The sequence below is a fragment of the Nocardiopsis sp. KDC1DS13DA1 genome (assembly GCF_055632325.1).
Genome location: NZ_JBVMUY010000035.1, coordinates 258688 through 284114, shown reverse-complemented (window position 1 = coordinate 284114; position 25427 = coordinate 258688). Strand labels below are relative to the sequence as shown.

At 72.6% G+C, this 25427-nt stretch carries 24 protein-coding genes and 1 riboswitch; of the genes, 11 read left to right on the top strand and 13 right to left on the bottom strand.

Annotated features, from left to right (window positions below; genetic code table 11):
- Positions 1-316: 316 nt before the first annotated feature.
- A complete protein-coding gene (locus tag ACTVAJ_RS24085) occupies positions 317-598 on the top strand; it encodes a peptidylprolyl isomerase (RefSeq protein WP_470390513.1) in 282 nt (93 codons plus the stop codon).
- Between the two features lie 48 nt (positions 599-646).
- Here the strand turns inward: ACTVAJ_RS24085 and ACTVAJ_RS24080 are convergent, their stop codons facing one another.
- Both ACTVAJ_RS24080 and ACTVAJ_RS24075 read right to left on the bottom strand, forming a co-directional pair.
- A complete protein-coding gene (locus ACTVAJ_RS24080) occupies positions 647-1198 on the bottom strand; it encodes a CAP family protein (RefSeq protein WP_470390512.1) in 552 nt (183 codons plus the stop codon).
- Positions 1199-1325: 127 nt separating this feature from the next.
- Positions 1326-2393, bottom strand: a complete 1068-nt coding sequence (locus tag ACTVAJ_RS24075) for a zeta toxin family protein (RefSeq protein ID WP_470390511.1) — start codon at positions 2391-2393, stop codon at positions 1326-1328.
- A 134-nt stretch (positions 2394-2527) separates the two neighbouring features.
- On the opposite strand from ACTVAJ_RS24075, the gene ACTVAJ_RS24070 reads away from it, so the two are divergent.
- Positions 2528-2959, top strand: a complete 432-nt coding sequence (locus ACTVAJ_RS24070; RefSeq protein WP_470390510.1) for an NUDIX hydrolase — start codon at positions 2528-2530, stop codon at positions 2957-2959.
- 43 nt (positions 2960-3002) lie between these two features.
- On the opposite strand, the gene ACTVAJ_RS24065 is transcribed toward ACTVAJ_RS24070, so the two are convergent.
- A complete protein-coding gene (locus ACTVAJ_RS24065; RefSeq protein WP_470390509.1) occupies positions 3003-3890 on the bottom strand; it encodes a lysostaphin resistance A-like protein in 888 nt (295 codons plus the stop codon).
- Positions 3891-4043: 153 nt separating this feature from the next.
- Between ACTVAJ_RS24065 and ACTVAJ_RS24060 the strand changes: the two genes are divergently transcribed.
- Genes ACTVAJ_RS24060 through ACTVAJ_RS24050 form a run of 3 tightly spaced genes read left to right on the top strand, consistent with a single transcriptional unit; the run spans position 4044 to position 8459 of the window.
- A complete protein-coding gene (locus tag ACTVAJ_RS24060; RefSeq protein ID WP_470390508.1) occupies positions 4044-5780 on the top strand; it encodes an ABC transporter ATP-binding protein in 1737 nt (578 codons plus the stop codon).
- Positions 5777-7651, top strand: coding sequence for an ABC transporter ATP-binding protein (locus ACTVAJ_RS24055; protein ID WP_470390507.1), 1875 nt, complete (start codon positions 5777-5779; stop codon positions 7649-7651). The genes ACTVAJ_RS24060 and ACTVAJ_RS24055 overlap by 4 nt, the downstream gene beginning before the upstream one ends.
- A 52-nt stretch (positions 7652-7703) precedes the next feature.
- A complete protein-coding gene (locus ACTVAJ_RS24050; protein ID WP_470390506.1) occupies positions 7704-8459 on the top strand; it encodes an SAM-dependent methyltransferase in 756 nt (251 codons plus the stop codon).
- A gap of 283 nt (positions 8460-8742) precedes the next feature.
- Here the strand turns inward: ACTVAJ_RS24050 and ACTVAJ_RS24045 are convergent, their stop codons facing one another.
- Positions 8743-9030: a ribbon-helix-helix domain-containing protein gene (locus ACTVAJ_RS24045; protein WP_470390505.1), complete on the bottom strand. Its 288-nt coding sequence runs from the start codon at positions 9028-9030 to the stop codon at positions 8743-8745.
- Between the two features lie 405 nt (positions 9031-9435).
- On the opposite strand from ACTVAJ_RS24045, the gene ACTVAJ_RS24040 reads away from it, so the two are divergent.
- Positions 9436-9816: a hypothetical protein gene (locus ACTVAJ_RS24040; RefSeq protein ID WP_470390504.1), complete on the top strand. Its 381-nt coding sequence runs from the start codon at positions 9436-9438 to the stop codon at positions 9814-9816.
- Between the two features lie 250 nt (positions 9817-10066).
- Here the strand turns inward: ACTVAJ_RS24040 and groL are convergent, their stop codons facing one another.
- From groL to ACTVAJ_RS24025, 3 genes are all read right to left on the bottom strand, one after another.
- Positions 10067-11698, bottom strand: coding sequence for a chaperonin GroEL (gene groL, locus ACTVAJ_RS24035; RefSeq protein WP_017599315.1), 1632 nt, complete (start codon positions 11696-11698; stop codon positions 10067-10069).
- A 320-nt stretch (positions 11699-12018) separates the two neighbouring features.
- Positions 12019-12834, bottom strand: a complete 816-nt coding sequence (locus ACTVAJ_RS24030; RefSeq protein ID WP_470390503.1) for an ABC transporter permease — start codon at positions 12832-12834, stop codon at positions 12019-12021.
- Positions 12831-13802 (bottom strand): ATP-binding cassette domain-containing protein, encoded by a 972-nt coding sequence (locus ACTVAJ_RS24025; RefSeq protein WP_470390502.1) that lies wholly within the window; start codon positions 13800-13802, stop codon positions 12831-12833. The genes ACTVAJ_RS24030 and ACTVAJ_RS24025 overlap by 4 nt, the downstream gene beginning before the upstream one ends.
- A gap of 223 nt (positions 13803-14025) precedes the next feature.
- Here ACTVAJ_RS24025 and ACTVAJ_RS24020 point away from each other — a divergent pair, with 223 nt between their 5' ends.
- The gene (locus tag ACTVAJ_RS24020) at positions 14026-15039 is read left to right on the top strand and encodes a hypothetical protein (RefSeq protein WP_470390501.1); all 1014 of its coding nucleotides are present in this window, start codon (positions 14026-14028) and stop codon (positions 15037-15039) included.
- 8 nt (positions 15040-15047) lie between these two features.
- On the opposite strand, the gene ACTVAJ_RS24015 is transcribed toward ACTVAJ_RS24020, so the two are convergent.
- The 3 genes from ACTVAJ_RS24015 to thrC all read right to left on the bottom strand — a co-directional run bounded on the left by ACTVAJ_RS24015 (position 15048) and on the right by thrC (position 17412).
- Positions 15048-15632 carry a PadR family transcriptional regulator gene (locus ACTVAJ_RS24015; protein ID WP_470390500.1) on the bottom strand — a complete coding sequence of 195 codons (585 nt, stop codon included), beginning with the start codon at positions 15630-15632 and terminating at the stop codon, positions 15048-15050.
- Positions 15633-15786: 154 nt separating this feature from the next.
- Positions 15787-16065 (bottom strand): ubiquitin-like small modifier protein 1, encoded by a 279-nt coding sequence (locus tag ACTVAJ_RS24010; RefSeq protein WP_470390499.1) that lies wholly within the window; start codon positions 16063-16065, stop codon positions 15787-15789.
- A gap of 87 nt (positions 16066-16152) precedes the next feature.
- Positions 16153-17412, bottom strand: a complete 1260-nt coding sequence (thrC, locus tag ACTVAJ_RS24005; RefSeq protein ID WP_470390498.1) for a threonine synthase — start codon at positions 17410-17412, stop codon at positions 16153-16155.
- A 13-nt stretch (positions 17413-17425) separates the two neighbouring features.
- Positions 17426-17568: riboswitch (SAM riboswitch) on the bottom strand.
- Positions 17569-17863: 295 nt separating this feature from the next.
- On the opposite strand from thrC, the gene ACTVAJ_RS24000 reads away from it, so the two are divergent.
- Positions 17864-19300, top strand: a complete 1437-nt coding sequence (locus ACTVAJ_RS24000) for an alpha,alpha-trehalose-phosphate synthase (UDP-forming) (protein WP_470390497.1) — start codon at positions 17864-17866, stop codon at positions 19298-19300.
- A 111-nt stretch (positions 19301-19411) separates the two neighbouring features.
- On the opposite strand, the gene ACTVAJ_RS23995 is transcribed toward ACTVAJ_RS24000, so the two are convergent.
- Positions 19412-20047 carry a GrpB family protein gene (locus ACTVAJ_RS23995; RefSeq protein WP_470390496.1) on the bottom strand — a complete coding sequence of 212 codons (636 nt, stop codon included), beginning with the start codon at positions 20045-20047 and terminating at the stop codon, positions 19412-19414.
- Between the two features lie 180 nt (positions 20048-20227).
- On the bottom strand, positions 20228-21457 hold the full coding sequence (locus ACTVAJ_RS23990; protein WP_470390495.1) for a S8 family serine peptidase: 1230 nt from the start codon (positions 21455-21457) through the stop codon (positions 20228-20230).
- 301 nt (positions 21458-21758) lie between these two features.
- On the opposite strand from ACTVAJ_RS23990, the gene ACTVAJ_RS23985 reads away from it, so the two are divergent.
- Together ACTVAJ_RS23985 and otsB are read left to right on the top strand one after the other, a co-directional pair.
- Positions 21759-22043, top strand: coding sequence for a DUF3263 domain-containing protein (locus tag ACTVAJ_RS23985; RefSeq protein WP_470390494.1), 285 nt, complete (start codon positions 21759-21761; stop codon positions 22041-22043).
- 167 nt (positions 22044-22210) lie between these two features.
- Positions 22211-23038 (top strand): trehalose-phosphatase, encoded by an 828-nt coding sequence (gene otsB / locus ACTVAJ_RS23980; protein WP_470390493.1) that lies wholly within the window; start codon positions 22211-22213, stop codon positions 23036-23038.
- On the opposite strand, the gene ACTVAJ_RS23975 is transcribed toward otsB, so the two are convergent.
- Complete coding sequence (locus ACTVAJ_RS23975; protein ID WP_470390492.1) at positions 23007-24041, bottom strand: serine hydrolase domain-containing protein; 1035 nt, start codon at positions 24039-24041, stop codon at positions 23007-23009. The two genes, otsB and ACTVAJ_RS23975, sit on opposite strands and share 32 nt — an antisense overlap.
- Before the next feature lie 168 nt (positions 24042-24209).
- Between ACTVAJ_RS23975 and argJ the strand changes: the two genes are divergently transcribed.
- Complete coding sequence (gene argJ, locus ACTVAJ_RS23970; RefSeq protein ID WP_470390491.1) at positions 24210-25367, top strand: bifunctional glutamate N-acetyltransferase/amino-acid acetyltransferase ArgJ; 1158 nt, start codon at positions 24210-24212, stop codon at positions 25365-25367.
- Positions 25368-25427 lie beyond the last annotated feature (60 nt).

The window sequence follows — 25427 nt, the reverse complement described above, 5'->3', positions numbered from 1 at the left end:
TGGGCGGGCTCGGCACAGAGGCCGTCCGCACGGGCCCGTGGGCGCGCCCGGCGCACGAGGGGGAGCGGTGCGGCACCGCCTGGACAGTCCTACGTGAGTGACCGGCCGCGGGGTTCTAGGATGGCGTGTGCCCCACCCGCGCGGGCCGCCCGAAGCACCGGTCGCCACCGGCCCTTCGCGGGCCCCGTCGGGCCGGGACATCCGGGGGTCGCCCGGCGTCCGTACGGCCGCCGCGGAACCGGTCCCCATCGACAGGTCCGCCAGCCCCTCGACGGGGCCGGCGGGACATACTCACGAACGAACGAGGACACAGCACATGGCTACGGCTACCGCACGCCACATCCTGGTCGACAACGAAGCGCAGGCACTGGAGCTGAAGCAGCAGATCGAGAACGGCGCCGACTTCGCCGAGGTCGCCAGGAAGTACTCCTCCTGCCCCTCGTCCAGGGACGGGGGCAACCTCGGTTCGTTCTCTCCGGGACAGATGGTCCCCGAGTTCGACAAGGTCGTCTTCTCCGCCCCCGTCGGCGTGCTCCAGGGTCCGGTGAAGACCCAGTTCGGGATGCACCTGCTGGAGGTCACCAGCCGCCAGGACTGAGGCGGGCCGCAGCGGGGCCGCGCCGTGACGGCGCGGCCCGGGGCGACCCTACGCCCGCGGCGGCAGCACGTTCTCGTCGAACTGCCCGACGTAGTTTCCCGGCGGGTCGAACCGGCCCACCACCATGCAGCCGTACAAGCCGTCCTTCTGGGGCGTGGCCGCGATTCCCATACCGACACGCTCGGTCGATTTCCACACGAGTTGAGTGAAATCGCCGGTGGGCAACCGACCGCTGTGCGTGCGGAAGTCGTACCAGCGGATCTCGTCGTACCAGGCGTCCACCGCCCGGCTCAGCACCCGTTCGTCACAGGGCAACGGATCGCGGCTGCGCTGGTAGAACAGGGTTTCCGCGGCTCCGCCGCGCTCCGCGGGGGAACTGCGCTCGAACACCCCGCGGTCCGCCCAGGCCTGCGCCCCCTGGGCGAGCCCGGCGTCCGGGGCGAGCGGAGGCGCGAAGTGGCGGTCACGGAGCCCGTTGACCTGGTCGAGCACGGCCCCCGTCGGGTCCGCCACGTCGGACTGCGCCTGGACGGGCGGGGCGAGGGCGGCCAGAAAAGCGCAGGACACCAGGGTCGCGAAACTCAATCGAATGGTCTTCACCCGTCGATCATATACCGACGGAAAACATATTCTGACGCGCAATAATTACACCATAAATTCCACTTCAAACCATATCTGACAAATCCATCACCATGGTGTCGAACGATGCCAAAAAGGCGCACCGGGATCAGACCGCCCCGTCGGTCCGCCACAGCTCCCGGCGCCCCCGCTCGGCCTCCAGGGCGATCCTGCCGAACGGCTCGGACCGCCAGTCGCCCGCCTCGGTGAGGTGGTTGGCGTAGAGCACCTCACCGGTCCTGGAGAGCACGAACACCGAGTCCACGAGCCGGTGCGTCTCCAGGAACTCGATGCTGTTGGGTACGCCCAGGTAGAACCGGTCGTGGCCCTCAGGAGTGATCCACCGGCCGAAACCCTGCTCACGGCGGGAGCGCTCGTACCGGTCGACGACCCCGGACGCGCTGTTGCTGCTGTGCGTGGCCACGAACGCGACCTCCACGCGGTACCCCGCCGACCGGAAACCCTCCGTCCACTCCGCCGCCCAGTCCGCGCGCCCCAGCGGATGGCTGCACACGACGTCCGTCCGCCCTGCGCGCACGTGCTCCATCGCGAACTGGTGCAGCCCGGCGACCTGCCGCGGCAGGGTCCGCGAGGCGGTCCGGTCGTCGGTGCGCATCGCCCACTCGTAGCCGGGCGCCAGGCGCAGCAGGTCGTCCCCGTCGTAGCTGACCGTGCCCTCGGGCAGGACCGACAGCAGGAGGCGCTGGAGCGTCGACTTCCCGGAGCCCGGCTGTCCGCCGAGGAGGAGCACCCGGGGCCGTGCACGCGCCGGACCGGTGAGGCGCTGCCGCAGCGCCAGGTCGAACAGGTCCTCCAGCCCGTCCCGGTCCGGGCCGGGGCCAGGGTCCCCGGGTGTGGCGCCCCCGGGGACGGGCACGGGGACGCGGCGCAGGTCCTCCACGGCCTGGGACAGCTCGGCGCTGACCCGGTCGAGCTGCTCGGCGGTGCGGAACGGGAGCAGGGCCTCCTCCCCGAGCAGCACCCCGGCCCGCGCGGTGTCCCCCCGGGACAGGCACGCCCCGATCGCGGCGCTGTAGAGGTTGTAGGCGCGTTCCCCCGCCTCGCGACGGGCGTCGGTCTGCGGCGGAACGCCACCGCTGGAGGTGTCCGCCAGGAGCGGCCGCAGCGGTCCCGTCCTGTCGGATGTGGTCGCGTCCCCGCCGCCGAAGGTGGTCATCCGGACGTCCTTTCGCGAACCCGTGAGGCCGGAACCGATCGGTCGGTCGCCACCGTCGGCATCGGGGATGCTAGTGCCTCACGTCACGCGGGGTGGGGGTTTCCCCGAACGCGGACCGTCCTAAAGTGGCCACCATGTCAGCGAATGCTTCCGCCCCCTCCGGGGTACCCGCCGTGATCGACGCCCTGGCCTGGGTCCACGTCCGCGACGGCCGGCTGCTGTGCGTCCGGTCGGAGGGCAAGGACCTGCTCTACATCCCAGGTGGGAAGCGGGAGCCGGGTGAGAGCGACGAGGCGGCGGTGACCAGGGAGACCCGGGAGGAGGTCAGTGTCGAGCTGCGTCCGGGGACCTTCCGCAGGGTGGCGGTGATCGACGAGGCCGCGCACGCCCAGGCCCCCGGCACCCGCGTGCGGCTGACCTGCTACGCCGCCGACCACGACGGGGAGCTCGCGGCGGACAACGAGATCTCCGACCTGGAGTGGATCGGGTTCGGCGAGCGCGGGCGGTGCGCCCCGGCGGTGCGCAGGCTCGTGGAACTCCTGCACGAGGAGGGTGCGGTCCGCTGACCCCCGTTCCGCGGGTGCCGTCCCGCCCACCGGGCGGCGCCGGTCAGCGCGGGGAGCCGTCGCGGGCGATCGGGTCCGGCACCCGGCGCCCCCAGTCACCGGTGGTGAGCGACAGCAGCATCGCGGTCAGCACACCGAAGACGAACGGGGCCAGGAACGCGATCGACATCAGGGCCTCGACCCCCCGGACCTCCAGGTAGCCGCTGCTCAGCATGGTCTGCGCGACCGTCTGGAAGACCAGGTGGAAGCCCACGCACGCCCACAGGTTCCCCGTGACCAGCCGGATCCCGCCCAGCACGATCCCCATGCCGAGGAGGAGCGGCAGCCGCTCGGCGAGCACGCCCCACCCGTTCAGGACCACCCACAGCCCGCTGCCGAACAGTGCGAACAGCGCGGCCTGCGCCAGGACAGCGAGCCAGGCGGGCATGGCTGCGTTGAGGTTCCGGTACAGGTAGCCGCGGAAGATCAGCTCCTCCGGCACCGCCTCGAACACCAGGACCAGTACGGCCAGCAGCAGGACCCCGGGCAGCAGCTCGGTCCAGGGCACGGCGGCCGTGACGGACGACCACCCCATCGCGACGCACAGCGCGACCCCGGCCGCGCCGGGCAGTGCCCAGGCGGCGGCGCCGACGAGGAACGACCGGCGGCCCCGCCTGCCCCCGGTCAGCCCGAGCCCGCTCCAGGGACGCCGGTCGAGGAACCGGCGCGCGGCCCACACCAGGGGTAGGGCCAGGACGAAGACGACCAGCGCGTTCACCACGCGGCCGGCCGTGGTCACCTCCTCGGCCGGGAGGAGGGTGCGGTCCACCCACGCCATCAGCAGCCAGACCAGCAGGGCGCCCGCCGTCACCAGGACGACCCGGACGAGCAGGGGAGGGCGTTCCGGCCGGGCAGCCGTCGTCGCGCGCCCGGATCCGTGGATACCGTTCATGTCCTCCACGGTCCCGCGGCGGTGCCCCGACCGGCATCCGGCATCCCCCTGGGTCTTCCCTGAATCCGGGGCGAACGCTCCCTCCGCGCCCCGGAGCGCGGGCCGGAAAACCAGTGGCCGATGCGGTGGACCCCTGGTTAGGGTCCCTGTACTGTGCGCGTACTTCCCGAACCGCCCGGGGTTCCCGACCACCGGTCCGCCGACCGCTACCTGCTCTGGCTCGCCCGCCGGCAGCGGGGCCCCCTGACATGGGCCGCCCTGACCGCGGGCGCCTTCACCACCTGCGGTGTCCTCGTCTCGGCGGCGCTCGGCGCGGCGGTCGACTCCGGCCTCACCGACGGTGACACCGGCGCCCTCCTGTCCTGGTTCGGGGTCCTCACCGCCCTCGTCCTGGCCGGCGTCGCCCTCCTCCACCTCCTCCACCGCGCCCAGGCGTTCAACTGGTACGCCTCCGCCTACCGCACCGTGCAGTCGGTGACCGACCGATCGGTGAACCTGGGCCCGACCCTCACCCGGCGGCTGCCCTCCGGTGAGGTGGTGGCGGTCGGCACGGACGACATCGACCGGATCGGCGACTTCTACGAGATGAACGCCCTGCTGCCGGGGGCGGTCATCACCATCGCGGTCACCAGCTCCCTGATGCTGGCGTCGCACGTCACGTTCGGCCTGGTCGTCCTGGTCGCGGTGCCGTTGATCATGCTCTCGACGGTGCCGGTGCTGCGGGTGCTCTCCCGGCGCCAACAGCACCAGCGCGACCGCCAGGCCGAACTGACCACGATCGCCGGCGACCTGGTGTCGGGACTGCGCGTCCTACGCGGCGTGGGCGGGGAGCGCACCCTCGGCCGCCGGTACCGGGACGAGTCCCAGCGGGTGCGCGCGGCCGGGGTGCGGGTCGGATGGACCGACGCGACCCTCCAGGCCGTACGTGAGCTGCTCCCGGGGCTGCTGCTGGTGGGGATCGTCTGGTACGGGGCCAGGCTCGCGCTGGCGGGCGAGCTCACCGTGGGCCAACTGGTCGCCTTCTACGGCTACACCACCGCCCTGAGCACGGCCGTGCGCCATCTGACCTTCACGGCGTCCTTCTACGTCTCGGCGCGGGTCGCCGCCCACCGGATCGTCGGCGTCCTGTCACTGGAACACGACCACCCCGACCCCGCGGTCCCGGCCCGGGCACCGGAGGCCCCGTGCGACCTGCGCGACCCGGCCAGCGGGGTGACGGTCACGGCGGAGCGGACGACCGGCGTCGTGTGCGCCGACCCCTCCGACGCGACGGTGATCGCCGAACGCCTCGGCCGCTACCGCGAGGAGGGGGACGCGGAGCTGGTCGAACGCTCCACCGGTCGCGCGGTGCGCCTGCGGGACCTGCCGCGTCGCACGGTGCGCGACCGTGTGCTGGTCGCCACCAACGACGCGCACCTGCTGTCCGGCAGGCTCCGGGACGAACTGTCCCCGGACGGCGGGCTGTCGAACGAGCGGCTGGCGCGGGTGATCGACGCCGCGCACGCCGACGACGTGGTGCGCCAGTCGCCGGAGGGGCTGGACGCCGTCCTCACCGAGCGCGGACGCGAGTACTCCGGCGGGCAGCAGCAGCGGCTGCGGCTCGCCCGGGCGCTGGGGCTCGACCCGGAGATCCTCGTCCTCGTCGAACCGGCCTCGGCCGTGGACGCCCACTCGGAGGCCGCCATCGCGCGGAAGCTCCCGGTGGAGCGGTCCGGCCGGACGACCGCCCTGTTCACCACCAGCCCTCTGCTGCTGGCCCGTACCGACCACGTGCTCTTCGTCCGGGAGGGACGGACGGTCGCCCAGGGGAGGCACGCGGAACTCCTCGCGAACGTGCCCGAGTACGCCGACACCGTCCTGCGCGAGGTCACGACGGAGGAGATCCCATGACCCGGACCGCGGAACGTCCGGCTCCGCACCTGCCCGAGGCCGCCGACTGGCAGCCGGTCGACGGCCTTCCGGTCGCCCCGGCCGCCATGGTCTGGCGGCGGCTGCGGCGCGCGGGACGCGAGCACGGGTGGACGCTCACCGGTGTCGTCGGCCTGTACGGGGTGGCGGCGCTGAGCGCCCTGGTCGCCCCGTGGGCGCTCGGCCGGGTCATCGACACCGTACGGGCCGGCGGGCCGGCGGGGAGCGTCGATCTGCTGGCGGTGGCGATCATCGGATCGCTGCTGGTCAACGCCGTGTTCGTGCTGGTGTCGGTGGCGCTGTCGATCCGGTTCGGCGAGGGGGTGCTGGCGGAGCTGCGCGAGGAGTTCGTGCACGACGTCCTGCGCCTGCCGCTGGGCACCGTGGAGCGCGCCGGAACGGGTGACCTGGTGGCGCGCACCGGACGCGACATCGGCCACCTGAGCCACACCGTGCGCCACTCGGTGCCGCTGATGGTGGTGAGCGTGGTGACCGTGGTGGTCGTGGTCACCGCGATCGGTGTGGTGCACCCGATGCTGCTGCTGGCCCTGGTGCCCTCCGTCCTCGTGCTGTGGGTGTCCACACGGTGGTACGTCAGGCGGGCACCGGACGGGTACGTGCGTGAGCTGGCGACCTACTCCGACCTCACCCAGGGGGTGTCGGACACGGTGGAGGGAGCGCGCACGATCGAGGCGCTCGGACGGCAGGCCCGTCAGATCGGGCTCAACGACCAGCGGGTGCACCGTGCCTACCTGGCCGAGCGGTACACCCTCTGGCTGCGGAGCGTGTGGTATCCGCCGTTGGAGTTCTCCTACCAGTTCCCCGTGGCGCTGACGTTCCTGACCGCGGGGGCCCTCCACCTGGACGGCGCGGTCAGCGTGGGCCAGATCGCGACCGCGGTCTTCCTCAGCTCACAGCTGGCGCGGCCGCTGGAGAAGCTGGTGGACGAGATCGACAGTGTGATGATGGGCTTCACCAGCCTGCGGCGGCTGCTCGGGGTCGGGCTGGTCGAGGAGGAGACCCCCGCTCCGGCCGCGACCGCGACCGCGGACGCGGGCACGGGCACGGCCCCGGGGACGGTCGAGGTCGACGACGTGCGGTTCGCCTACACGGACGCCGAGGTGCTGCACGGGGTCGACCTCGTCGTGCGGCCCGGGGAGCGGTTGGCCGTGGTCGGGCCGAGCGGGGCGGGCAAGTCGACGCTGGGCAAGCTGATCGCGGGCGTCCACCCGCCGACCTCGGGCACCGTCCGGATCGGAGGGACCGCGCCGGTGCCGCCGATCGGGGACGGCGCGGGACCGCGGGCGGGCGGCACGGAGCCGACGGTGCCGCCGTCGGGGGGACGCGGGCGCCGGGCGATCCTGCTGAGCCAGGAGAGCCACGTGTTCCGCGGAACGATCGCGGAGAACCTGGCCCTCGCGCAGGACGGCGAGGAGGTCGACGAGGACACGCTGTGGAAGGCGCTGGCCGCCGTGGACGCCGACACCTGGGTGCGCGCGCTGCCGGACGGGCTGGCCACGCGGGTCGGCTCGGGGAACACCGCACTGGACCCGTCCCACGTGCAGCAGCTGGCGCTGGCCCGACTCGTCCTGGCCGATCCGGAGGTCCTGGTGCTCGACGAGGCGACGTCGCTGATCGACCCGCGCTCGGCCCGCCGTCTGGAGCGTTCCCTGGGCGGCGTGCTCGCGGGGCGCACGGTGGTCGCGATCGCGCACCGCCTGCACACCGCGCACGACGCCGACCGGATCGCCGTGGTGGAGGAGGGCCGGATCAGCGAACTGGGCACCCACGACGAGCTGCTCGCGCGCGCGGGGACCTACGCGCGGCTGTGGCGCGCCTGGCACGGCGGCTGAGGCCGCACCGGAACGAACCCGACGACCCACGACACCGGCTCCAGGAGGAACCTTGACCACCCCGGACATCCCGCCGCTGTACCGGAACGCGGACTTCAACGCCCCGCTCCGCGACGAACACGCCGCCCGGCTGATCCGCTCGCTCGGCCCGCTCACCGACCGCCGCGTGGTGGACCTCGGCTGCGGATGGGCCGAGTTCCTGCTGCGCGCGCTGGCGACCGACCCCACCGCCACCGGCCTCGGTGTCGACCTCGACGAGAGCAGTCTCGAACACGGCCGGGCCAACGCCGTGGCACGCGGTCTGGCGGACCGGGTCGAGCTGGTGGCGGCCGACGCCGGCGCGTGGGAGGGGGAACCGGCGGACGTGGTGGTCAACAGCGGCGCCACCCACGTGTGGGGCGGCGACCCCCTGGAGCACACCGCGAACGCGCTCACGGCCCTGGGCGGCCTGGTGCGCCCCGGCGGCAGACTGCTGTTCGGGGAGTGCTTCTGGCGGCGTCCGCCGACCGACGCCGAGGCGGCGGCCATGCCCTTCATCCCCCCGGCCCAGTACCGGCCGCTGCCCGAACTCGTGGACCTCGCCCTGGCGCACGGCTTCCGCCTGCTCGCGCTGTCCGAGGCCTCGGCGGAGGAGTGGGACGACTTCGAGAACCGTCACGCGCTGGGCTGGGAGGAGTGGTTGGCGCACCACCCCGGCGCGCCGAACGCCGACGAGGTCCGCGAACGGGCGGACCGGCACCGGCACGCCCGCGTCCACGGCATGCGCCAGACCCTCGGGTTCGCGTACCTGACGCTCATCCGGGTCTGACCGGCCACGCGGAAGGGGTCGGGAAGACCACCGGTCGGGGCCGGGGAGCCGGGAGGTGTCCGGCTCCGGGTCGAAGGGGTCCGGAGGCGGTGCCGCCGCGGCATCACGGATCCCGTGGCGGAACCGCCTCCTCCGCGGTTGTGGAGCGTGCGGGTTCGGGCGGAGAGCGGGAGCTGTGGACACCCGACGCGCTCTGCCGGAGGTGCGCCTCTCCGCGGGCGTGCGCCCGGCCAACGAGGGCCCCCTCCGCACCACAGAGTCCGGGCACACGAGGAACGCCAGCTCAGAAGAACCGGAGCCGCTCGCGTTCCTGGCGCTCGGCGTTCTCCACGTAGATCCGGTCCCCCTGGGCCATGGACTCCTCCAGGTACGCGTACACCTGGAGGGCACGGTTGATGACGTCGGTCTGGGTGTCGCCCGTCGCCGCCACGGCCTCCTCCAGCGCCTTGGCGGAGCGCGCGGTCAGGTTGACGGTCACCCGCACCTGCGGGCCTCCCGGTCGGCGCCCACCAGGGCGTCCGGCGCTCTGGGAGGCGTTTCTCAACTCGCTTCCCGTGCTCTTGGGCGACATGACACGACCTCGTTCCGGGGTTCGACTGCGGGGAACGACAGAGTTCGTGAGGACACGCCGGGCACTCCGCGCACCGTTCGCGTGCGGAGACCAGCCCTCCGAAAGGGGACACGGCGAGAATCGTCGACCCGTCACCAGGAACGCCGACCCCCCTCACCACCCGCGGGCGCATCCGCGCGGTGATCAATAGACATCGATCTCTGTAGCAGTCATCAGTATAAACAGCATCTGATTGACCGTGTCAAGAGCATACTTCTGATGTATATCAAATGCATCAGAAGCGCCTCCCGTGCTAGGATCCAACCGTGGACACTCGACGCCGCGGCGTCACGCGGTGCCGACGGCAGGCCCCGAGCACACCGCCGGACACCGAACCTGCGATCACAACTCAACGCTGGAGGGCCCATGGGAGAACCCCGGGGACGGTTCCCGCAGTCGCGGGAGACTCGGGATGAGACCCACGCCAGGGAGATCCGCCTCGACGAGGAGGATCCACGCGTCCGCGCCGACGTGGAGTTCGACAGGACTCCCGTGGCCTACTCGGTGGAAGGGAGCATCGGAGCAGAGGGGGCCTGGGGCAGACTCCAGGGAAGGGCCCGTTCCGGTTCGCCGGTGGAGAGGGCGTCAGCCGCGCTCCTCGCCCTTCTCGGCACGGTCTTCCCGCCTCTGGCACTCGGCGGCCTGGCCCACGTCGCCGGAGCCCCCACCACCGTCACGTTGACACTGGCGGGAGCCGTGTGGCTCCTGTCCTCGCTCGTCGCGTTCCTCGCGACGCGCGACCGGTAACACGTCCGGGGACCGGCCGCCACCAGTCCCGCCACCCCAGCCCCCGCGTTCGGTTCCGCCCTCCCCGCAGGACGGCGCCGGGCTTCGCCGTATCCGCACAGGGGCCGCGCCCGGGCTCTCGGGCGCGGCCCCCGGCGTGCGTCCGGTCGGCGGGGGACCCCGGGAACAGCGAAACCGGGCGGCCCCGGAAGGGGCCACCCGGTCGTCGCGGGCGAGGTCGCGTATCCGGACCTCGGACTCCAGGCGGAGCCTAGAAGTCCATGCCGCCCATGCCACCGGTCGGGTCGGCGGCGGGAGCCGCGGCCTTCTCCGGCTTCTCGGCGATGACGGCCTCGGTGGTCAGGAACAGACCGGCGATGGAGGCGGCGTTCTGCAGAGCGGAACGGGTCACCTTGGTCGGGTCGATGACGCCTTCCTTGAACAGGTCGGCGTACTCACCGGTGGCGGCGTTGAGGCCGAACCCGGGCTCCAGGTTCTTGACCTTGTCCGCCACGACGCCGCCCTCGAGGCCGGCGTTCACGGCGATCTGCTTCAGCGGCTCGGCGATGGCGCGGCGGACGATGTCGGCGCCGATGGCCTCGTCGCCGTCCACGTCGAGCTTCTCGAAGGCCGGGACGCTGGCCTGGAGCAGGGCGACGCCACCGCCGGGCAGGATGCCCTCCTCGACCGCGGCCTTGGCGTTGCGGACGGCGTCCTCGATGCGGTGCTTGCGCTCCTTGAGCTCCACCTCGGTGGCGGCACCGGCCTTGATGACGGCCACGCCGCCGGCCAGGCGGGCGAGACGCTCCTGGAGCTTCTCGCGGTCGTAGTCGGAGTCGGTGCGCTCGATCTCGTTGCGGATCTCGTTGACGCGACCGGCGATCGCGGTGGCGTCACCGGCGCCGTCCACGATGGTGGTCTCGTCCTTGGTGACGACGACCTTGCGGGCGCGGCCGAGCATGTCGAGCTCGGTGTTCTCCAGCTTGAGGCCGACCTCCTCGGTGATGACCTGGCCGCCGGTCAGCACGGCGATGTCGCCGAGCTGGGCCTTGCGGCGGTCACCGAAGCCCGGGGCCTTGACGGCGACGGACTTGAAGGTGCCGCGGATCTTGTTGACGACCAGGGTCTGGAGCGCGCCCTGCTCGACGTCCTCGGCGATGACCATCAGCGGACGGCCGGCCTGGAGGACCTTCTCCACAACGGGAAGGAACTCGTTGTTGTTGGAGATCTTGGAGTTGACGATGAGGATGTAGGGGTCCTCGAGGACCGTCTCCATGCGCTCAAGGTCGGTGGCGAAGTAGGGCGAGATGTAGCCCTTGTCGAAGCGCATGCCCTCGGCGAGCTCCAGCTCGAGCCCGAAGGTCTGCCCCTCCTCGACGGTGATGACGCCTTCCTTGCCGACCTTGTCCATCGCCTCGGCGATGGTCTCGCCGATCTGGGTGTCGCCGGCGGAGATCGAGGCGGTGGAGGCGATCTGCTCCTTGGTCTCGACGTCCTTGGAGAGGTTGCCGAGCTCCTCGTTGATGCGGGCCACGGCGGCCTCGATGCCGCGCTTGAGACCGACCGGGTTGGCGCCGGCGGCGACGTTGCGCAGACCCTCGCGGACGAGCGCCTGGGCGAGCACGGTGGCGGTGGTGGTGCCGTCACCCGCGACGTCGTCGGTCTTCTTGGCGACCTCCTTGACCAGCTCGGCCCCGATCTTCTCCCAGGGGTCCTCGAGCTCGATCTCCTTGGCGATGGAGACACCGTCGTTGGTGATCGTGGGGGCGCCCCACTTCTTCTCCAGGACGACGTTGCGGCCCTTGGGGCCGAGCGTGACCTTGACGGCGTCAGCGAGCTGGTTCATACCGCGCTCGAGGCCGCGACGGGCCTCCTCGTCGAACGCGATCAGTTTGGCTGCCATTGAGTTCTTGTCCTCCCGTGACCGGGCTGATACGCGATGGGACGAGGCGTGCGCCCGCGACGGACGACCGCGGCCACCCCGACAACCCCGCTGTCGGGAACCGCGATCTCGCAGCCTCGATCCGGCTTAGCACTCAGGAAAGTCGAGTGCTAACCAGGTCCCTTTTTAGCACTCGCCCATGGAGAGTGCAAACGATGTGGTCACGATTTCCACAGCCCTCTCACCAGCGTTTACCTGCGACGATCCGATGCGACGTGCGGATTTCGCGCTGAGTGGACACGGACGTGCGGGCCGGTCCGCCGTGCGGCGGACCGGCCGGTTCACCGTGCCGACCTGCGCGTGGAGCGGGCGCCGAGGGTGAGTGCCGCGGCCGCCAGGCCGAGCGCGACGGCCCATCCCACACCCACCGCGGACCCCCACTCGCCCGCGAACAGGGCGCGCTCGGCGTCCACCACGTACGAGACCGGGTTCAGCCGCGACAGCGCGTACAGCCACCCCGGCGCCAGGTCCATCGGCAGCAGCACCCCCGACAGCAGCATGAGCGGCATCAGCGCCCCCTGGACGATCGGCGCGAAGACGTAGGTCTGCCCGGCCGCCAGCGCCACCAGGTACGACAGGGTGGACAGTCCCACCCCGAGCACGACCAGGAGCGCCAGTCCCACGACGGCTCCCAGCGGCGGGATCCGGAACCCGAACGCGACGACGAGCACGAGGATGAGCAGCATCTGCGTGCACATCATCGTCGCGTCCGCCAGCACCCGGCCGAGCAGCAGCGCGACCCGGCTCACCGGTGAGGCCAGCAGCCGCTCGTGCGCGCCCGACGCCAGCTCGGGCAGGAGGCCGAACCCCGCGAACCCGCTGGCGAACAGCGCGAGCATGACCAGGAGCCCCGGCACGAACCACCGCCAGGACCCCTCTCCCGTCGGACCGCCGAGCCCGTCCAGGAGCGGGGAGAACAGCACCAGGTAGAGCACCGGCTGCAACATCCCGAACAGGATCAGCGCCGGACGCCGCAGCACCAGCCTCCCCTGCCGCTGGAAGACGATCCAGACGTCGCGCGCCACCGTCGTCCTCCCCCGCGCCGCCACCGTCGGCGCGCCCGTCGGCCGTGCCGCGGGCTTCGTCTGCGTGCTCATCGCTCCTCCTCGCGCAGGCTGCGTCCGGTCAGGGTCAGGAAGACGTCGTCGAGCGTCGGCCGGTGCACGCTCACGGACCGGGGGGCGACCCCGGCCGCGTCGAGCGACCGGAGCAGCCCCGGAAGGGCGGAGTCGCCGCGCTCCACGCGGACGCGGACCTCCGGATCGCGCCCCGGCGCCTCGACGACCTCGGCCGCGCCCGCCCGCGGCAGCGCCCCGGCCACCTCCGCCCCCAGCCTGGCTGCGGACCCGTCCTCCGCGGTGAACGTGACCAGGTCGCCGGAGACCCCGCCCTTGAGCTCGTCGGCGGTGCCGTCGGCGATGACCCGGCCGTGGTCGATGACCAGGACCCGCTCGGCCGCGCCGTCCGCCTCCTCCAGGTAGTGGGTGGTCACCACGACGGTCGTGCCGAACTCCTCCCGCAGGCGGGCGACGTGCTCCCACAGGTTGGCGCGGCTCTGGGGGTCGAGTCCGGTGGAGGGCTCGTCGAGGAACAGCAGCCCGGGCCGGTGGATCAGCCCCATCGCGATGTCGAGGCGGCGGCGCTGGCCGCCGGAGAGGGCGTTGCCCACCCGGTCGGCCGCGCCGTCGAGCTCCAGCAGTTCCAGCAGTTCGCCGGTGCGGCGGCGGGCGGTGCGCCGGTCGAGCCCGTACAGCAGGCCCTGGGTGTACAGCTCGTCGCGGGCCCGCTGGTCGTCGCCCGCACCGTGCCCCTGGCCGACGAACCCGATCCGGCGGCGGACCTCGGCGGGCTCGGCGCGTACGTCGTGTCCGGCGACGCGCGCGGTGCCCGAGCTGGGTTCGAGCAGCGTGGTGAGCATGCGCAGCGTGGTGGACTTACCCGCCCCGTTGGGCCCCAGGAGGGCGACGAACTCGCCCTCCCCGACGTCGATGTCGACGCCTCGGACGGCCTCGACCGTCTGCTTGCCGACCCGGAAGGTCCGGGTCAGCTCTCGTGTGTGGATCATCCTCGCTCCAGTATTAAAACTTGAATGCGAGGACGAGTGTGCCCCACCCGAAGCTGGTGTTCAAGTTTTAATACGAACCCTCGGACGACCCGACACCGCCGACGGCCGCGCGCCGACACCGTCACGGTGGTTCGCCGACGGAACCCGGGGCCCCGCCAGGGCGTCCGATCCACAACGACGGCGGCCCTCCCCCGGAGCCGCACAGACACGGATCGGCCACCACATGAGCGACCGCCCCATCCTCGACCCGACGCTTCCCGCGGCGATGCACGAGGCCGTGCGCGAGGATCCCGACTCGCTCCTGCCCGCCGAGGCCGGAACCGAGCCCGTCGTCCACCGGGCCCGCCGGGACCGGGCGGTGCGCGGCGCGGTCGTCCTGGTGCTCGCGATCGCGCTCATCGCGGTCGTCGAGCACCTGTTCGGGCGGTGGTGGGGGGTCGGCGCCGGATGCGCCAGCCTGTTCCTCTACCTGCCGTCCAGGGCGGAGGAGGGCCGGTGGCGGACCCCGCTGGGGCTGGGCGCGATGAGCATCTTCCCCTGGTGGATCTGGGCCATGGCGATGTCCGCCTTCGGGACGTGGCTCCCGTTCGGCTGCCTCCACCTCCTGACCTGCGGGATCTTCATCTCGAAGGCGCCCGCCCGGGAGGTCCGCGTCCCCCGCGACCGGTTCGTCCTCCCCGGCGAACTGGCCGGTGACGACCGCGCCCGCCTGCGGCGGGTGCAGCGGGCCGCCGGCAGCGTGGAGAGGGCACGGGAGGTCCTGGCGCCCGGCTTCGACGGACGGGACGCGCTGCTGGTGCTCCGGGAGGAGGAGTGGCGGCTGGCCGAGTCGATGAGGCGTATCGCCCCGCTCGCGGAGGAGATCGACGCGCTGCGCTCCCGAGCCGCCTCCGACCGGGTCCGCGCGGCCATGCGCCCCCAGGTCGCGGTGCTCACCGAGGCGCGCGCCTCCCACAGGGCGGCCGTCGCGCGGATCGAGTCCTACGTCAGACCGGTCGACCGGGCGCTGGCCGCGCACGAGGAGTGGGAGCAGTGCCAACGGCTGGCCGGAACCGGCGACGCCTACGCCGACGTCCTCGCCGAGACCCGCGGGCGCTCCCACGGAGCCCTGGCCGGAGCCCCGGACCTGGCCTCCGACACCGCCCTCCGGGCCGCCCGGCTCGCCCTGTCCCAGCGCACGAACGAGGCGGCCGAGGCCAACGCGTGGCTGCTCAGGACCGCGGGCGGCGAGAGATAGGGAGACGGTCAGCCCGCGCCGGGAGGCAGGCCGAAGGCGCCGGGGCCGTCGTCGGCCATGGTGTAGCGCCCCTCACGCAGCGAGGCGATGAGCTGGCGGGTCCACCCGGTCTCGGCTCCGACCGTCGTCCGCCAGAGCCCGAACAGCTCCGCCACGTGCGGCGGCCTGCCGCGCTCCCGGCCCAGCTCCGCGTCCACCTCGGCGCCGACCGCCTCCAGCCCGGCCAGACGGCGCTCCAGCATCGCGATCGCCTCGTCCCTCGGCAGCGCGGTCAGCAGGGTGACCCCCGCGCAGAGCAGTGCGTGGTCGTGGCCGGAGTGGCTCAACGCCGCGCGCAGCAACCGGTGGAACTCGGTTTCGCCGTCGTCGGTGATCTCGTAGGAGGTGCGGTCCACCACCTCGTCGCCCTCGGCGACGAACTCCCGGAGCCTGCCCTCCCGGCTGAGCTTGCGCAGGGCGTGGTAGATCGACCCCCACTTGACGTTGGCCCACTCTCCGGCGTTCCAGGAGAGCAGCTCCCGCCCCACCCGATACCCGTGCGCCTGACCGTGCATCCGCACCACGCCCAGGACCAACAACCGTGTCGCCGACATCGCCACCCTCGTCCGAACTCGATGCGTCCCAGCCTACGAGGGGCGAAACCGGGGACGGCCCGGCCCCGGACACCGCGGACGGGGCGGCCCCGTCTCCCCCGGGGGGAAGGAGGCGGGACCGCCCCGGCCGCGGGAACGCCGTCCGGGCCGCGACTCAGCAGCCCCCGGCGACGGCGGGGATGATCGAGACCTGGGCACCGTCGGCCACCTCGGTCTGGAGGCCCTTCTCGAAGCGCACGTCCTCGTCTCCCACGTAGACGTTGACGAACCGGCGGACCTTGCCCGCGTCGTCGAGGATCCGGGCGCGGATGCCCGGGTAGTTGGCCTCCAGGTCGTCGATGACCTCGGCGAGGGTCGTACCCTCGGCGGTCACCTGGGAGGCGTCGTCGGTGTAGGTGCGCAGGATGGTGGGCACGCGGACGCTGGCGCTCATGTGGGTGTTCTTCCTTCGTCGGGTGGGGCGGGGTCCGGGAACGGTCTCCGGGCCCCGCGGGTTCGTCGCGGGTGGCCGCGTCGTCCGTTACAGCAGGCCGGCCTCGGCGAACGCGGTCAGGGAGGGGGCGATCGTGGCGGTCACGCCCGCGTCCACGGCGTTGAGGGTCTTGAGTCCGTCACCGGTGTTGAGGACGACGGTCTCGGCCTTCGGGTCGAGCCTGCCCTCGCGCACGAGCTTGCGCAGGACACCGGTAGTGACCCCGCCCGCCGTCTCGGCGAAGATGCCCTCGGTACGGGCGAGGAGGTTGATCGAGTCGACCACCTCGGCGTCGCTCACGTGCTCCACGGATCCGCCGGTGCGCTGGGCGATGTCCAGGACGTAGGGGCCGTCGGCCGGGTTGCCGATGGCCAGCGACTTGGCGATGGTGTCGGGCTTGACCGGCTGGATGACGTCGTGGCCCGCCTCCCAGGCCTTGGCCACCGGGGAGCACCCGGTGGCCTGGGCACCGAAGATCCTGTACGGGCGGTCCTGGACCAGGCCGAGCTTGATGAGCTCCTGGAAGCCCTTGTCGATCTTGGTCAGCTGGGACCCCGAGGCGATCGGGATGACGATCTGCTCGGGCAGCCGCCAGCCGAGCTGCTCGGCGATCTCGTAGGCCAGCGTCTTGGAGCCCTCGCCGTAGTAGGGGCGCAGGTTCACGTTGACGAAGCCCCAGCCCTCACCGGCCGGGTCGCCGATGAGCTCGGAGCAGAAGCGGTTGACGTCGTCGTAGTTGCCGTCGATCGCCACGACCTTGCCGCCGTAGACGGCGGCCATGACGACCTTGCCCTCCTCCAGGCCCGCGGGGATGAACACGCAGGACTCGAACCCGGCGCGGGCCGCGGCGGCGCCCACCGCACCGGCGAGGTTGCCCGTGGAGGAGCAGGACAGGGTGGTGAACCCGAAGGTGCGGGCGGCCTCGACGGCGATGGCGACCACGCGGTCCTTGAAGGAGTGGGTCGGGTTGCCGGAGTCGTCCTTGACGTGGAGGGAGTCGAGGCCGAGCTCGGCGGCGAGGCGGTCGGCGCGGACCAGGGGGGTCAGGCCGGGGTTCATGTTCGGGAGCTCGGCGACGTTGGCCGGCACCGGGAGGAGGGAGCGGTAGCGCCAGATGTTGTTCGGGCCGCTCTCGATGTCGGCGCGGGTGACGGTCCCGAAGTCGTAGGCGACCTCAAGGGGGCCGAAGCAGAACTCGCAGGCGAACCGGGGGGTGAGGTCGTAGCGCTCGCCGCACTCGCGACAGGACAGCGCGGTCGCGGGGCCGAAGGAGCGGACGGAGGTGGGTTCGGTGGCGGCAATCGCCATGGCGAGGCGTCTCCCCTCATCTTTCCTGGTGGCCACCTTGACCCCAGGCCGGAGTTGGCACCTGCCCCAGCCGCCTCGCGAGGAGCGCGAGTATCGCATGCTGAGATGGTTGCCGGGGCTTCGCAGGGCCGGTCCCTCCACCCCTCTGGATGAGCAATATGAAATTGTGCGCCGATCCTGTCGAATCCGCATGGTCACTGTAACCGACGCGTTGACCGGCTTTCCACATGTGGTGACCTGGATTACACGAACCCGCTCACATGCTGAGATGCCCCCTGGTCAGGGCTGTCCGGGTGCACGTGCTCCGTTTCGGCGGTGTGACGCGCGCCCGCGTTGCCCGCGCACGGGTTTGGGCCCCCGGCCCGCAGGCGAGACTCCAGGGAACACCCCGCCCCGCGCCACCCCCGCTCACGGGCGGCAGACCCTTCCGCGCCACCGAGAGGACGAGCACGTGGACAAGGCACAGATCCTCATCGCCTCCAACCGGGGACCCGTGTCCTTCTCGACCACCGACGACGGCTCCCTGGAGTACCGCCGGGGCGGCGGAGGGCTCGTGTCGGGGATGATCTCGGTGGCCTCCGAGATCGACGGCCTCTGGGTGTGCGCCGCCCTGTCGCCCTCCGACCGCCGCGCCGCCGCCGAGGCCCCCGGGGCCCGTCTGGACCGCGCGCACGACCTGGAGGGCATGCGCGTCCACATGCTGGACATTCCGGAGGAGACCTTCGCGGGCGCCTACACCGGGGTCGCCAACTCGACCCTGTGGTTCACGCAGCACATGCTGTACGACACCCCGAACAAGCCGTCCTTCGGCTCCGGGTTCCGTCGGCGGTGGGAGGACTTCACCGCCTACAACAACGCGTTCGCCGAGGCCCTGGTGGCCGGGGCGGCCGACCACGCGCGCGTGGCGGTGCAGGACTACCACCTGGCGCTGGTGCCGCGGATCCTGCGCGCCCGCCGCCCCGACCTGCGGATCGCGCACTTCTCGCACACCCCGTGGGCCCCGCCGGAGTACTTCCGGATGCTGCCCGACCAGGTCGCCCGCGAACTGCTGGAGGGCATGCTCGGCGCCGACCGCCTGGGCTTCCACAGCCCGCGCTGGGCCGACGCGTTCCTGCGCTGCTGCGCGCAGATCCTGAACGCCGACGTGGACCCGGCCAAGCGCACGGTCGAGCACGGCGGACGGGTGGTCGAGGTCGGCGTGCACGCGCTGGGCGCGGACGAGGAGGGGCTGCGCGCGAGCGCGGCGGACCCCCGCGTCGCGGAGCGCCGGGAGACGCTGGAGGAGGTCGTCGGGGACACCCGGCTGATCGTTCGGGTGGACCGCACGGAGCTGTCCAAGAACATCGTGCGGGGCCTGGAGGCGTACCGGGAGCTGCTGACCGCGCACCCGGAGTGGCGCGGTCGGGTCACGCACCTGGCGTTCGCCTACCCGAGCCGCGGGGACGTGCCCGAGTACCAGGAGTACACCGACGCGGTGCTGCGCGTCGCCAAGGAGATCAACGAGGAGTTCGGCACGGCCGAGTGGGCGCCGCTGGTGCTGGAGGTCAACGACGACTACCCGCGTTCGCTGGCCTCCTTCCAGCTGGCCGACGTGCTCATGGTCAACCCGATCCGGGACGGCATGAACCTGGTGGCCAAGGAGGGTCCGGTGCTGTCGGAGCGGGACTCGGTGCTGGTGCTGTCGCGCGAGGCGGGTGCGGCCGACGAACTGGGCCGGGACGCGCTGCTGGTCAACCCCTACGACACCGCGGAGACCGCTGAGGCGCTGCACCGGGCGCTGTCGATGGGCGCGGACGAGCGCCGGGCCCGGCGCGAGCGGCTCCGGGAGGCCGCCGTGGCGCTGCCGCCCCGCCGGTGGTTCCAGGACCAACTGCGGTCACTGGGCTGAGGGGACGGGTCCCGGTGCCGCCGCCGTCGGCCTCGGCCCGCGGCCGACCGGGAGCAGGCGGGCCGCGGCGGCACGGTCGGCCCCGGGCGGGTCGTCGACGGGCGCCGGGGCTCAGAACTCGGCCGGATCCGCGTGCTGCCCGCTCCCTCCGTGGCCGGCGTCGGGGCCCGGCGCCCCGGCCTCGGCGAGGATCGCCTCGATGACCTCGGACTTGGCGTCGGCGTAGTCCTGGATCCGGTCCCAGGTGCGTTCGGCCAGGGCGCGTTTGTGGGACTCGTAGCGCTCGCGGGCGTCGGCGTCGGCGACCAACCGGTCGCGCAGGGCGCACATCCGCTCGATCTCGACGCAGCCGTCGGTGAGGACGTGCAGGTTGAGGTTGACGGCGGGGCCCTTGAGCACGCGGTGCTCGTACCAGTGGGGTTCGCGGATGACGAGGCTGTACCCGGCGGCCTCCAGGTCGGGGAGGTAGGCGGGTTCGTCCGCGGAGTCGGCGACGACGAGCAGGAGGTCGACGCAGGGCTTGGCGGCCAGGCCGGGCACGGCGGTGGACCCGACGTGCTCGAACCGCAGGACGCGGTCACCGAGAGCCGAGCCGACCCGCTCGGACTCGCGCCTGAACAGGTAGGGCCACTTGGGGTCGTACGGGGACAGGTGCACACGCCCGTTGACGAGGTTGCGGTGCTCCGGGCGTATCCCGGCCACCGTGTCGCCTCGCGAGGGCAACGGAGACGCTTCAAGGGGTGACATTCCACAAAGCCTTCTCCCCTGGCGCGCCCACGTCAAGACAGCTGAGCGTGCTTACATATGCACGCGCACGAGGGGTCACCCTCGGCTTTCACCGCGACACCGAAGGCGATCGTGCGGAGGTCGCGCGATCGTGCGGGGGCCGCACGCCCGGGATCCCGGCTCCCGGGCCGGTACAGCCGGCTACCTCCCACGCGGTTTGCGGCGCCGACCGCCCTTGCGGCGCGACGGCGGTTCCTGCTCCCTGGCCTCCCTGCCGCGCTCGGCGGCGATCCCCTCCTCCTCCTCGCGGCGCTCCTCGCGCACGCCGTAGGGGTCGGCGGTCGAGCGCCGCACCCACACCACGGCCAGGAGGACACCCAGGACCAGCACCGCTCCGACGCTGGCGAACCAGGCCCACAGCGGGACGCGCGGCCCCCCGTCGGCCTGGTCGGCCAGGTCGTCGAGCGGAACGTCCCCGGCGCTCTCGGTGGCCTGGGCGTGGGCTGTGGGCAGGTGGAGCGTGGGCAGCCCGTCGGGGCCCTGCTGGGAACCCTCCACGAGCGCCTGGCGGATCTGGTCGACGCCCAGCAGCGGATACTCCGAGCGCAGCAGCGCCGCGGCCCCCGCGGCCATGGCCGCGGCGTAGGGGGTCCCGGTCACCCGGGCCTCCCCTCCGTCCGGTGCCGCGACGTCCAACTCGGCGCCGGGGGCGGTGAGCTCGATGGTGTCCGGTGCGGGGCTGCCGGGGATCAGGGCGCCGTTCTCGTCGACCCCGGCGACGGAGAGGACGCTGGGGTCGTCGCCCCCGGCGGGGCCCACGACCAGGGCGCCGGAGGCGGTCGCCTCCCGCGTCGCGGCGCGCAGGTCGTCGTCGGGGGCGTCCACCGCGCTGATCTCCCCGGCGCCGCCGGCGGTCCCCGTACCGCCCGCCGTACCCGTGCCGCCGGTGACGGCCGCTCCCCCGACGGCGCCCGTCCCGGTCGCACCGGCGGTCCCGGCGGCCCCGTCCGTCGTCCCGCCGCCCTCGGCCTCGGGCAGCAGGATGACCTGGACGCCCTCGTCGGCCGCGCTGCGGACCGCGTCCGCGAGCGCGTCGTCGGTGGGCAGGGCCAGCAGGCGGGCCGACGGGGCCACGCCGAGCACGCCGCCCGCGGCGTCGCGCCCGTGTCCGTGGCTGGCGACCAGGACCGCCAGGGCGGTGCCCTCGTCGAGGTCGCCCTCGTTGGCGCCGAACTCGGTGTCGACGAGGACGTTGTCCACGAGGTCGGGGTGTTCCTCCGGGACGGGGACACCGGGCAGCCCGACGGTGACGCCCTGGCCCTGGGTGATCTCCCAGGTCTCCTCGGCGCCGATCGACACCAGCCCCCACTGCTCGGGACGCAGGTCCGGGATGCCGTCGGCCGCCGCCGGTGCGGCCGTGAGACCGATCACGGTGACGACCGCGCATCCCGCGGCTCCGAAGCGACGTGTGCGTGTCCTGTTACGGTTGTTGCCCCCGAGCACGACGGGCTCCCTCGAACGTTGCGGTCGGCGTCTCACGGCCCTCCCCCGGACCACCGCAATTCTGTCACGAGCACAGGATTCCGGCGTGTACAAGTGGCCAGACGGTGAGGAAACGCAACTGTATCCCCCGTGCTAGTCCTCACGTCCGCGCTCCGCATCCGGCATGTCGAGTCGCTAGCATGAGTCGCGCCGATCCGGACCATCCAATTTCCCGTCCAGGGGGTGTCCCATGCGAAATATCGGTCCGACCGAGGACGGTCAGTCGGCCCTCGCCGAACGCGAACAACGCATCCTCGCCTTCGAACGCCAGTGGTGGAAGTTCGAGGGCTCCAAGGAACAGGCGATCCGTGACGAGTTCGGGTTCTCGGCGACCCGTTACTACCAGCTACTCAACGGGCTGGTGGAGCGACCCGAGGCACTCGCCTTCGACCCCATGACCGTCAAACGCCTGCGTCGGCTGCGGGCCGACAGACGGCGCCAACGCAACGCACGCCAACTCGGCATACGGCTCTGATCCCGTCCGGGTGCCCTGGTCACCCCGGCCCGCCCTCCGCCGCGGGTGCCCCCTCTCCACCCGGTGGGAGGCGACCGCGCCGGAGACGTCCGCCGAGGACGGTGACGGGCGGAGGGTAGCCTGACCGCCCGGACGGCCCCGACCTCCGCGACCCGAAAGGCCCGCGTATGTCCCTGCCCCGACCGAGCACGGACGCCGGACGCGCCGCGCTCGACTCCCTGCTGGCCGAGCCGGGCGAAGCCCTGGCCGCCTTCGACTTCGACGGCACGCTCGCCCCCATCGTCGCCGACCCGCGCGACTCCGCTCCCCTCCCCGGCATCGTGGACCGCCTCGCCGACCTGGCCGGGCTCATCGGCACCGTCGCCGTGATCACCGGCCGCCCCGCCGACACGGCCGTGCGCCTGGGGGGACTCGACCGGGTCCCCGGCATCGTCGTCCTCGGGCACTACGGGGCCGAGCGCTGGACCGACGGGCGCGTCCTGGCGGCCGACCCGCCGCCCGGGGTGGACCTGGTGCGGCGTGAGCTCCCCGGCCTCATCGACCGCGCCGGCGCGCCGGAGGGCACGTGGGTCGAGGACAAGGGCCGCTCCCTGGCGGTCCACACCCGCAGGACCGCCGACCCCGACGGCGTGCTCGCCCTGTTGGCCCCCTCCCTGAAGGCACTGGCCGAGCGGGCGGATCTGCGTGTGGAGCCCGGGCGGATGGTGATCGAACTCCGTCCACAGGGTGTGGACAAGGGCGCGGCACTGACCGCGCTGGTGGTGGAGTCGGGCGCGCGCACGGTCCTCTACGCGGGCGACGACCTCGGCGACCTGCCCGCCTTCGACGCCGTGGCCGACCTGCGCGCCCGGGGCGTCGCCGGAATGACCGTGTGCTCCTCCTCCGACGAGGTCACCGCCGTGGCCGACGCCGCGGACCTGGTCGTTCCCGGCCCCGCCGGGCTGAGCGACCTCCTCGCCGACCTCACGGCGTCGATCCGTGGGCCTGGGGCGTGAGCGCGGCCCGCGCCGCCGAACGCAGCTCCCCCAGACCCGTCCGCTCCCGGCCGAAGTGCACGGCGTTGGTGAGCACACCGACGTAGCGGCCACTGGCGGGGTGCATGAACAGGCTGGTCCCGGTGTACCCGTTGTGGTAAACGACCCCCTCCGGGGTGAGCAGCCATCCCAGCCCACGCCAGAGCCGGTGCCCCGCGTCCACGTGCGGCTGCCAGCTCTCCCGTGCGAACGACGAGGGGACCGGTCCGCCGCAGCCCTCGCCGATCCGGAGCAGTTCGCGGGCGAAGGCGCCCAGGTCGATCGCGGTGGTGAACACCCCGGCGTGCCCGGCCACCCCGCCCATGAGCGCGGCCGACTCGTCGTGGACCACCCCCCACGCGGGGGCGGCGCCGACCAGGCGGCGTTCGGTCGGCGCCACTGAGGGCGAGCGCGCCAGCGGACCGAAGGTCGTGGAGCGCATCCCCAACTCGTCCCACAGGTCGCCGGCCAGCCGGTCCAGGCGGACGCCGTAGCGGCGCTCCAGGAGCAGGCCGAGCAGGATGAAGCCGCGGTCGATGTACTGGTGGTGGCCGCGATCCTCCAGGGGATCGGCCAGGATCGCCTCGGCCAGGTCCTGGTCGGTGCCGACGTAGCGCTCCAGCCAGGTCACCGGGTTGAGTCCGCTCGTGTGGGTGAGGATCTCGCGGGTGGTCACACCAGCGCCCGGGAGGTCGCCCACGGGCAGGTATTCGGACATCGGGGCGTCCAGGTCGAGAACCCCCTCACCGACGGCCTGGCCCACGAGCGGCCAGGTGGCCATGACCTTGGTCAGGCTCGCGGCGTCGTAGAACACGTCCGGGGCGGTCTCGGCCTCCCCGTCCACCCTCCCGACCGCCACGAACTCCCACATCCCGCCGGTCCCGATGACCGCTGCGCCGCCCGGCAGCCATCCGGCGTCCACCATCACCTTCAGGACTCCGCGGATCCGCCCCCCGGTCTCCGTGAGCCAGTCACCGTCACGCACGACACTCCTCCCCCGTGGTGGTCACCCTCTCGGCGGATACCCCGTTACCCGCCCGTTGTCACACCCGCGCTGGTCAGGCGCGGTACGAAACCCTCATCGGCCGCGCCCGTAATGCCCGCTGGTCAGGGCAGGAAGTAAGGTGTCGCCCATCGAGCTCGGAGGAGGACGATGAGCAGCCAGACCCCCGTACCCGCCGGATTCCGCGGCGTCGCGGGCAACATCGGGATCAAGGACCCCAAGGACGACTTCTTCGCCGTGGTGTCCGAGGTTCCCGCGCACGTGTCGGCCGTGTTCACCAGGTCCCGGTTCGCCGGGTCGAGCGTGGTGATCAGCCGCCAGGCGGCGGCCGACGGCCGGGCGCGCGGAGTGACGGTCATCGCGCGCAACGCCAACGTGGCCACCATGACGGGTGAGGCCAACGCCCGGGAGGTCCGCGAGCGCGTGGCGCGCGCGGCGGGGGTGGGCCCCGAGGAGATCCTCATCGCCTCCACCGGGGTGATCGGCAAGCCGTACCCGATGGACAAGGTGCGGGCACACCTGGACTCGCTGCCCGCCGAGTTCCCCCCGGCCGACCTGGACCGTGCGGCGGCGGCCATGATGACCACGGACACCCGCCCCAAGACGGCCTCGGCCCGGGTGGGGCCGGCCACGGTGACCGGCATCGCCAAGGGCGTCGGCATGATCGAGCCCAACATGGCGACCATGCTGGCCTGGTTCTTCACCGACGCCGAACTGGACCAGCCGGTGCTGGACGCGGTGTTCCGCCGGGTGGTGGACCGGACGTTCAACGCTCTGAGCATCGACACGGACACCTCCACCAGCGACTCCGCGGCGATCTTCGCCAACGGGCTCGCCGGGCCGGTGGACGCCGCGGAGTTCGAGGAGGCGCTGTACGGGGTGGCGCTGCGGCTGGTGCGGATGATCGCCTCCGACGGCGAGGGCGCCAGCAAACTGGTCGAGGTGCGCGTGACCGGTGCGCGCGACGACGCGCAGGCCAAGCGGATCGGCAAGGCGATCGTGAACTCGCCGCTGGTGAAGACGGCCGTGCACGGCGCGGACCCGAACTGGGGCCGGGTGGCGATGGCGATCGGCAAGTGCGAGGACGAGACCGACGTCGAGCCGGACCGCGTGCGGATCCTGTTCGGCGACGTGGAGACGTTCCCGGCCGAGGCCGGCGACGAGGTCCTGGCCCGCGCCGCCGAACACATGAAGGGCGACGAGGTGGTGGTCTCCGCGGACCTGGGGATCGCCGACGGCGCCTTCACCGTGTACGGCTGCGACCTGACCGAGGGCTACATCCGGATCAACGCCGACTACACCACCTGATCCGACGACGAACACGTGGGAGCCCTCCGCGGGAGGGCTCCCTCAAGAGGGCGGCCGAGC

What these genes read in the sequence shown, in the direction of transcription:
- ACTVAJ_RS24085 (WP_470390513.1), top strand. Translation starts at nt 317, where the DNA reads ATGGCTACGGCTACCGCACGCCACATCCTGGTCGACAACGAAGCGCAG.
- ACTVAJ_RS24030 (WP_470390503.1), bottom strand. Translation starts at nt 12,834, where the DNA reads ATGAGCACGCAGACGAAGCCCGCGGCACGGCCGACGGGCGCGCCGACG.
- ACTVAJ_RS23985 (WP_470390494.1), top strand. Translation starts at nt 21,759, where the DNA reads ATGCGAAATATCGGTCCGACCGAGGACGGTCAGTCGGCCCTCGCCGAA.
- ACTVAJ_RS24010 (WP_470390499.1), bottom strand. Translation starts at nt 16,065, where the DNA reads ATGAGCGCCAGCGTCCGCGTGCCCACCATCCTGCGCACCTACACCGAC.
- argJ (WP_470390491.1), top strand. Translation starts at nt 24,210, where the DNA reads ATGAGCAGCCAGACCCCCGTACCCGCCGGATTCCGCGGCGTCGCGGGC.
- ACTVAJ_RS24040 (WP_470390504.1), top strand. Translation starts at nt 9,436, where the DNA reads ATGGGAGAACCCCGGGGACGGTTCCCGCAGTCGCGGGAGACTCGGGAT.
- otsB (WP_470390493.1), top strand. Translation starts at nt 22,211, where the DNA reads ATGTCCCTGCCCCGACCGAGCACGGACGCCGGACGCGCCGCGCTCGAC.
- groL (WP_017599315.1), bottom strand. Translation starts at nt 11,698, where the DNA reads ATGGCAGCCAAACTGATCGCGTTCGACGAGGAGGCCCGTCGCGGCCTC.
- ACTVAJ_RS24075 (WP_470390511.1), bottom strand. Translation starts at nt 2,393, where the DNA reads ATGACCACCTTCGGCGGCGGGGACGCGACCACATCCGACAGGACGGGA.
- ACTVAJ_RS23995 (WP_470390496.1), bottom strand. Translation starts at nt 20,047, where the DNA reads ATGTCACCCCTTGAAGCGTCTCCGTTGCCCTCGCGAGGCGACACGGTG.
- ACTVAJ_RS24025 (WP_470390502.1), bottom strand. Translation starts at nt 13,802, where the DNA reads ATGATCCACACACGAGAGCTGACCCGGACCTTCCGGGTCGGCAAGCAG.
- ACTVAJ_RS24055 (WP_470390507.1), top strand. Translation starts at nt 5,777, where the DNA reads ATGACCCGGACCGCGGAACGTCCGGCTCCGCACCTGCCCGAGGCCGCC.
- ACTVAJ_RS24070 (WP_470390510.1), top strand. Translation starts at nt 2,528, where the DNA reads ATGTCAGCGAATGCTTCCGCCCCCTCCGGGGTACCCGCCGTGATCGAC.
- ACTVAJ_RS24045 (WP_470390505.1), bottom strand. Translation starts at nt 9,030, where the DNA reads ATGTCGCCCAAGAGCACGGGAAGCGAGTTGAGAAACGCCTCCCAGAGC.
- thrC (WP_470390498.1), bottom strand. Translation starts at nt 17,412, where the DNA reads ATGGCGATTGCCGCCACCGAACCCACCTCCGTCCGCTCCTTCGGCCCC.
- ACTVAJ_RS24020 (WP_470390501.1), top strand. Translation starts at nt 14,026, where the DNA reads ATGAGCGACCGCCCCATCCTCGACCCGACGCTTCCCGCGGCGATGCAC.
- ACTVAJ_RS24065 (WP_470390509.1), bottom strand. Translation starts at nt 3,890, where the DNA reads ATGAACGGTATCCACGGATCCGGGCGCGCGACGACGGCTGCCCGGCCG.
- ACTVAJ_RS24015 (WP_470390500.1), bottom strand. Translation starts at nt 15,632, where the DNA reads ATGTCGGCGACACGGTTGTTGGTCCTGGGCGTGGTGCGGATGCACGGT.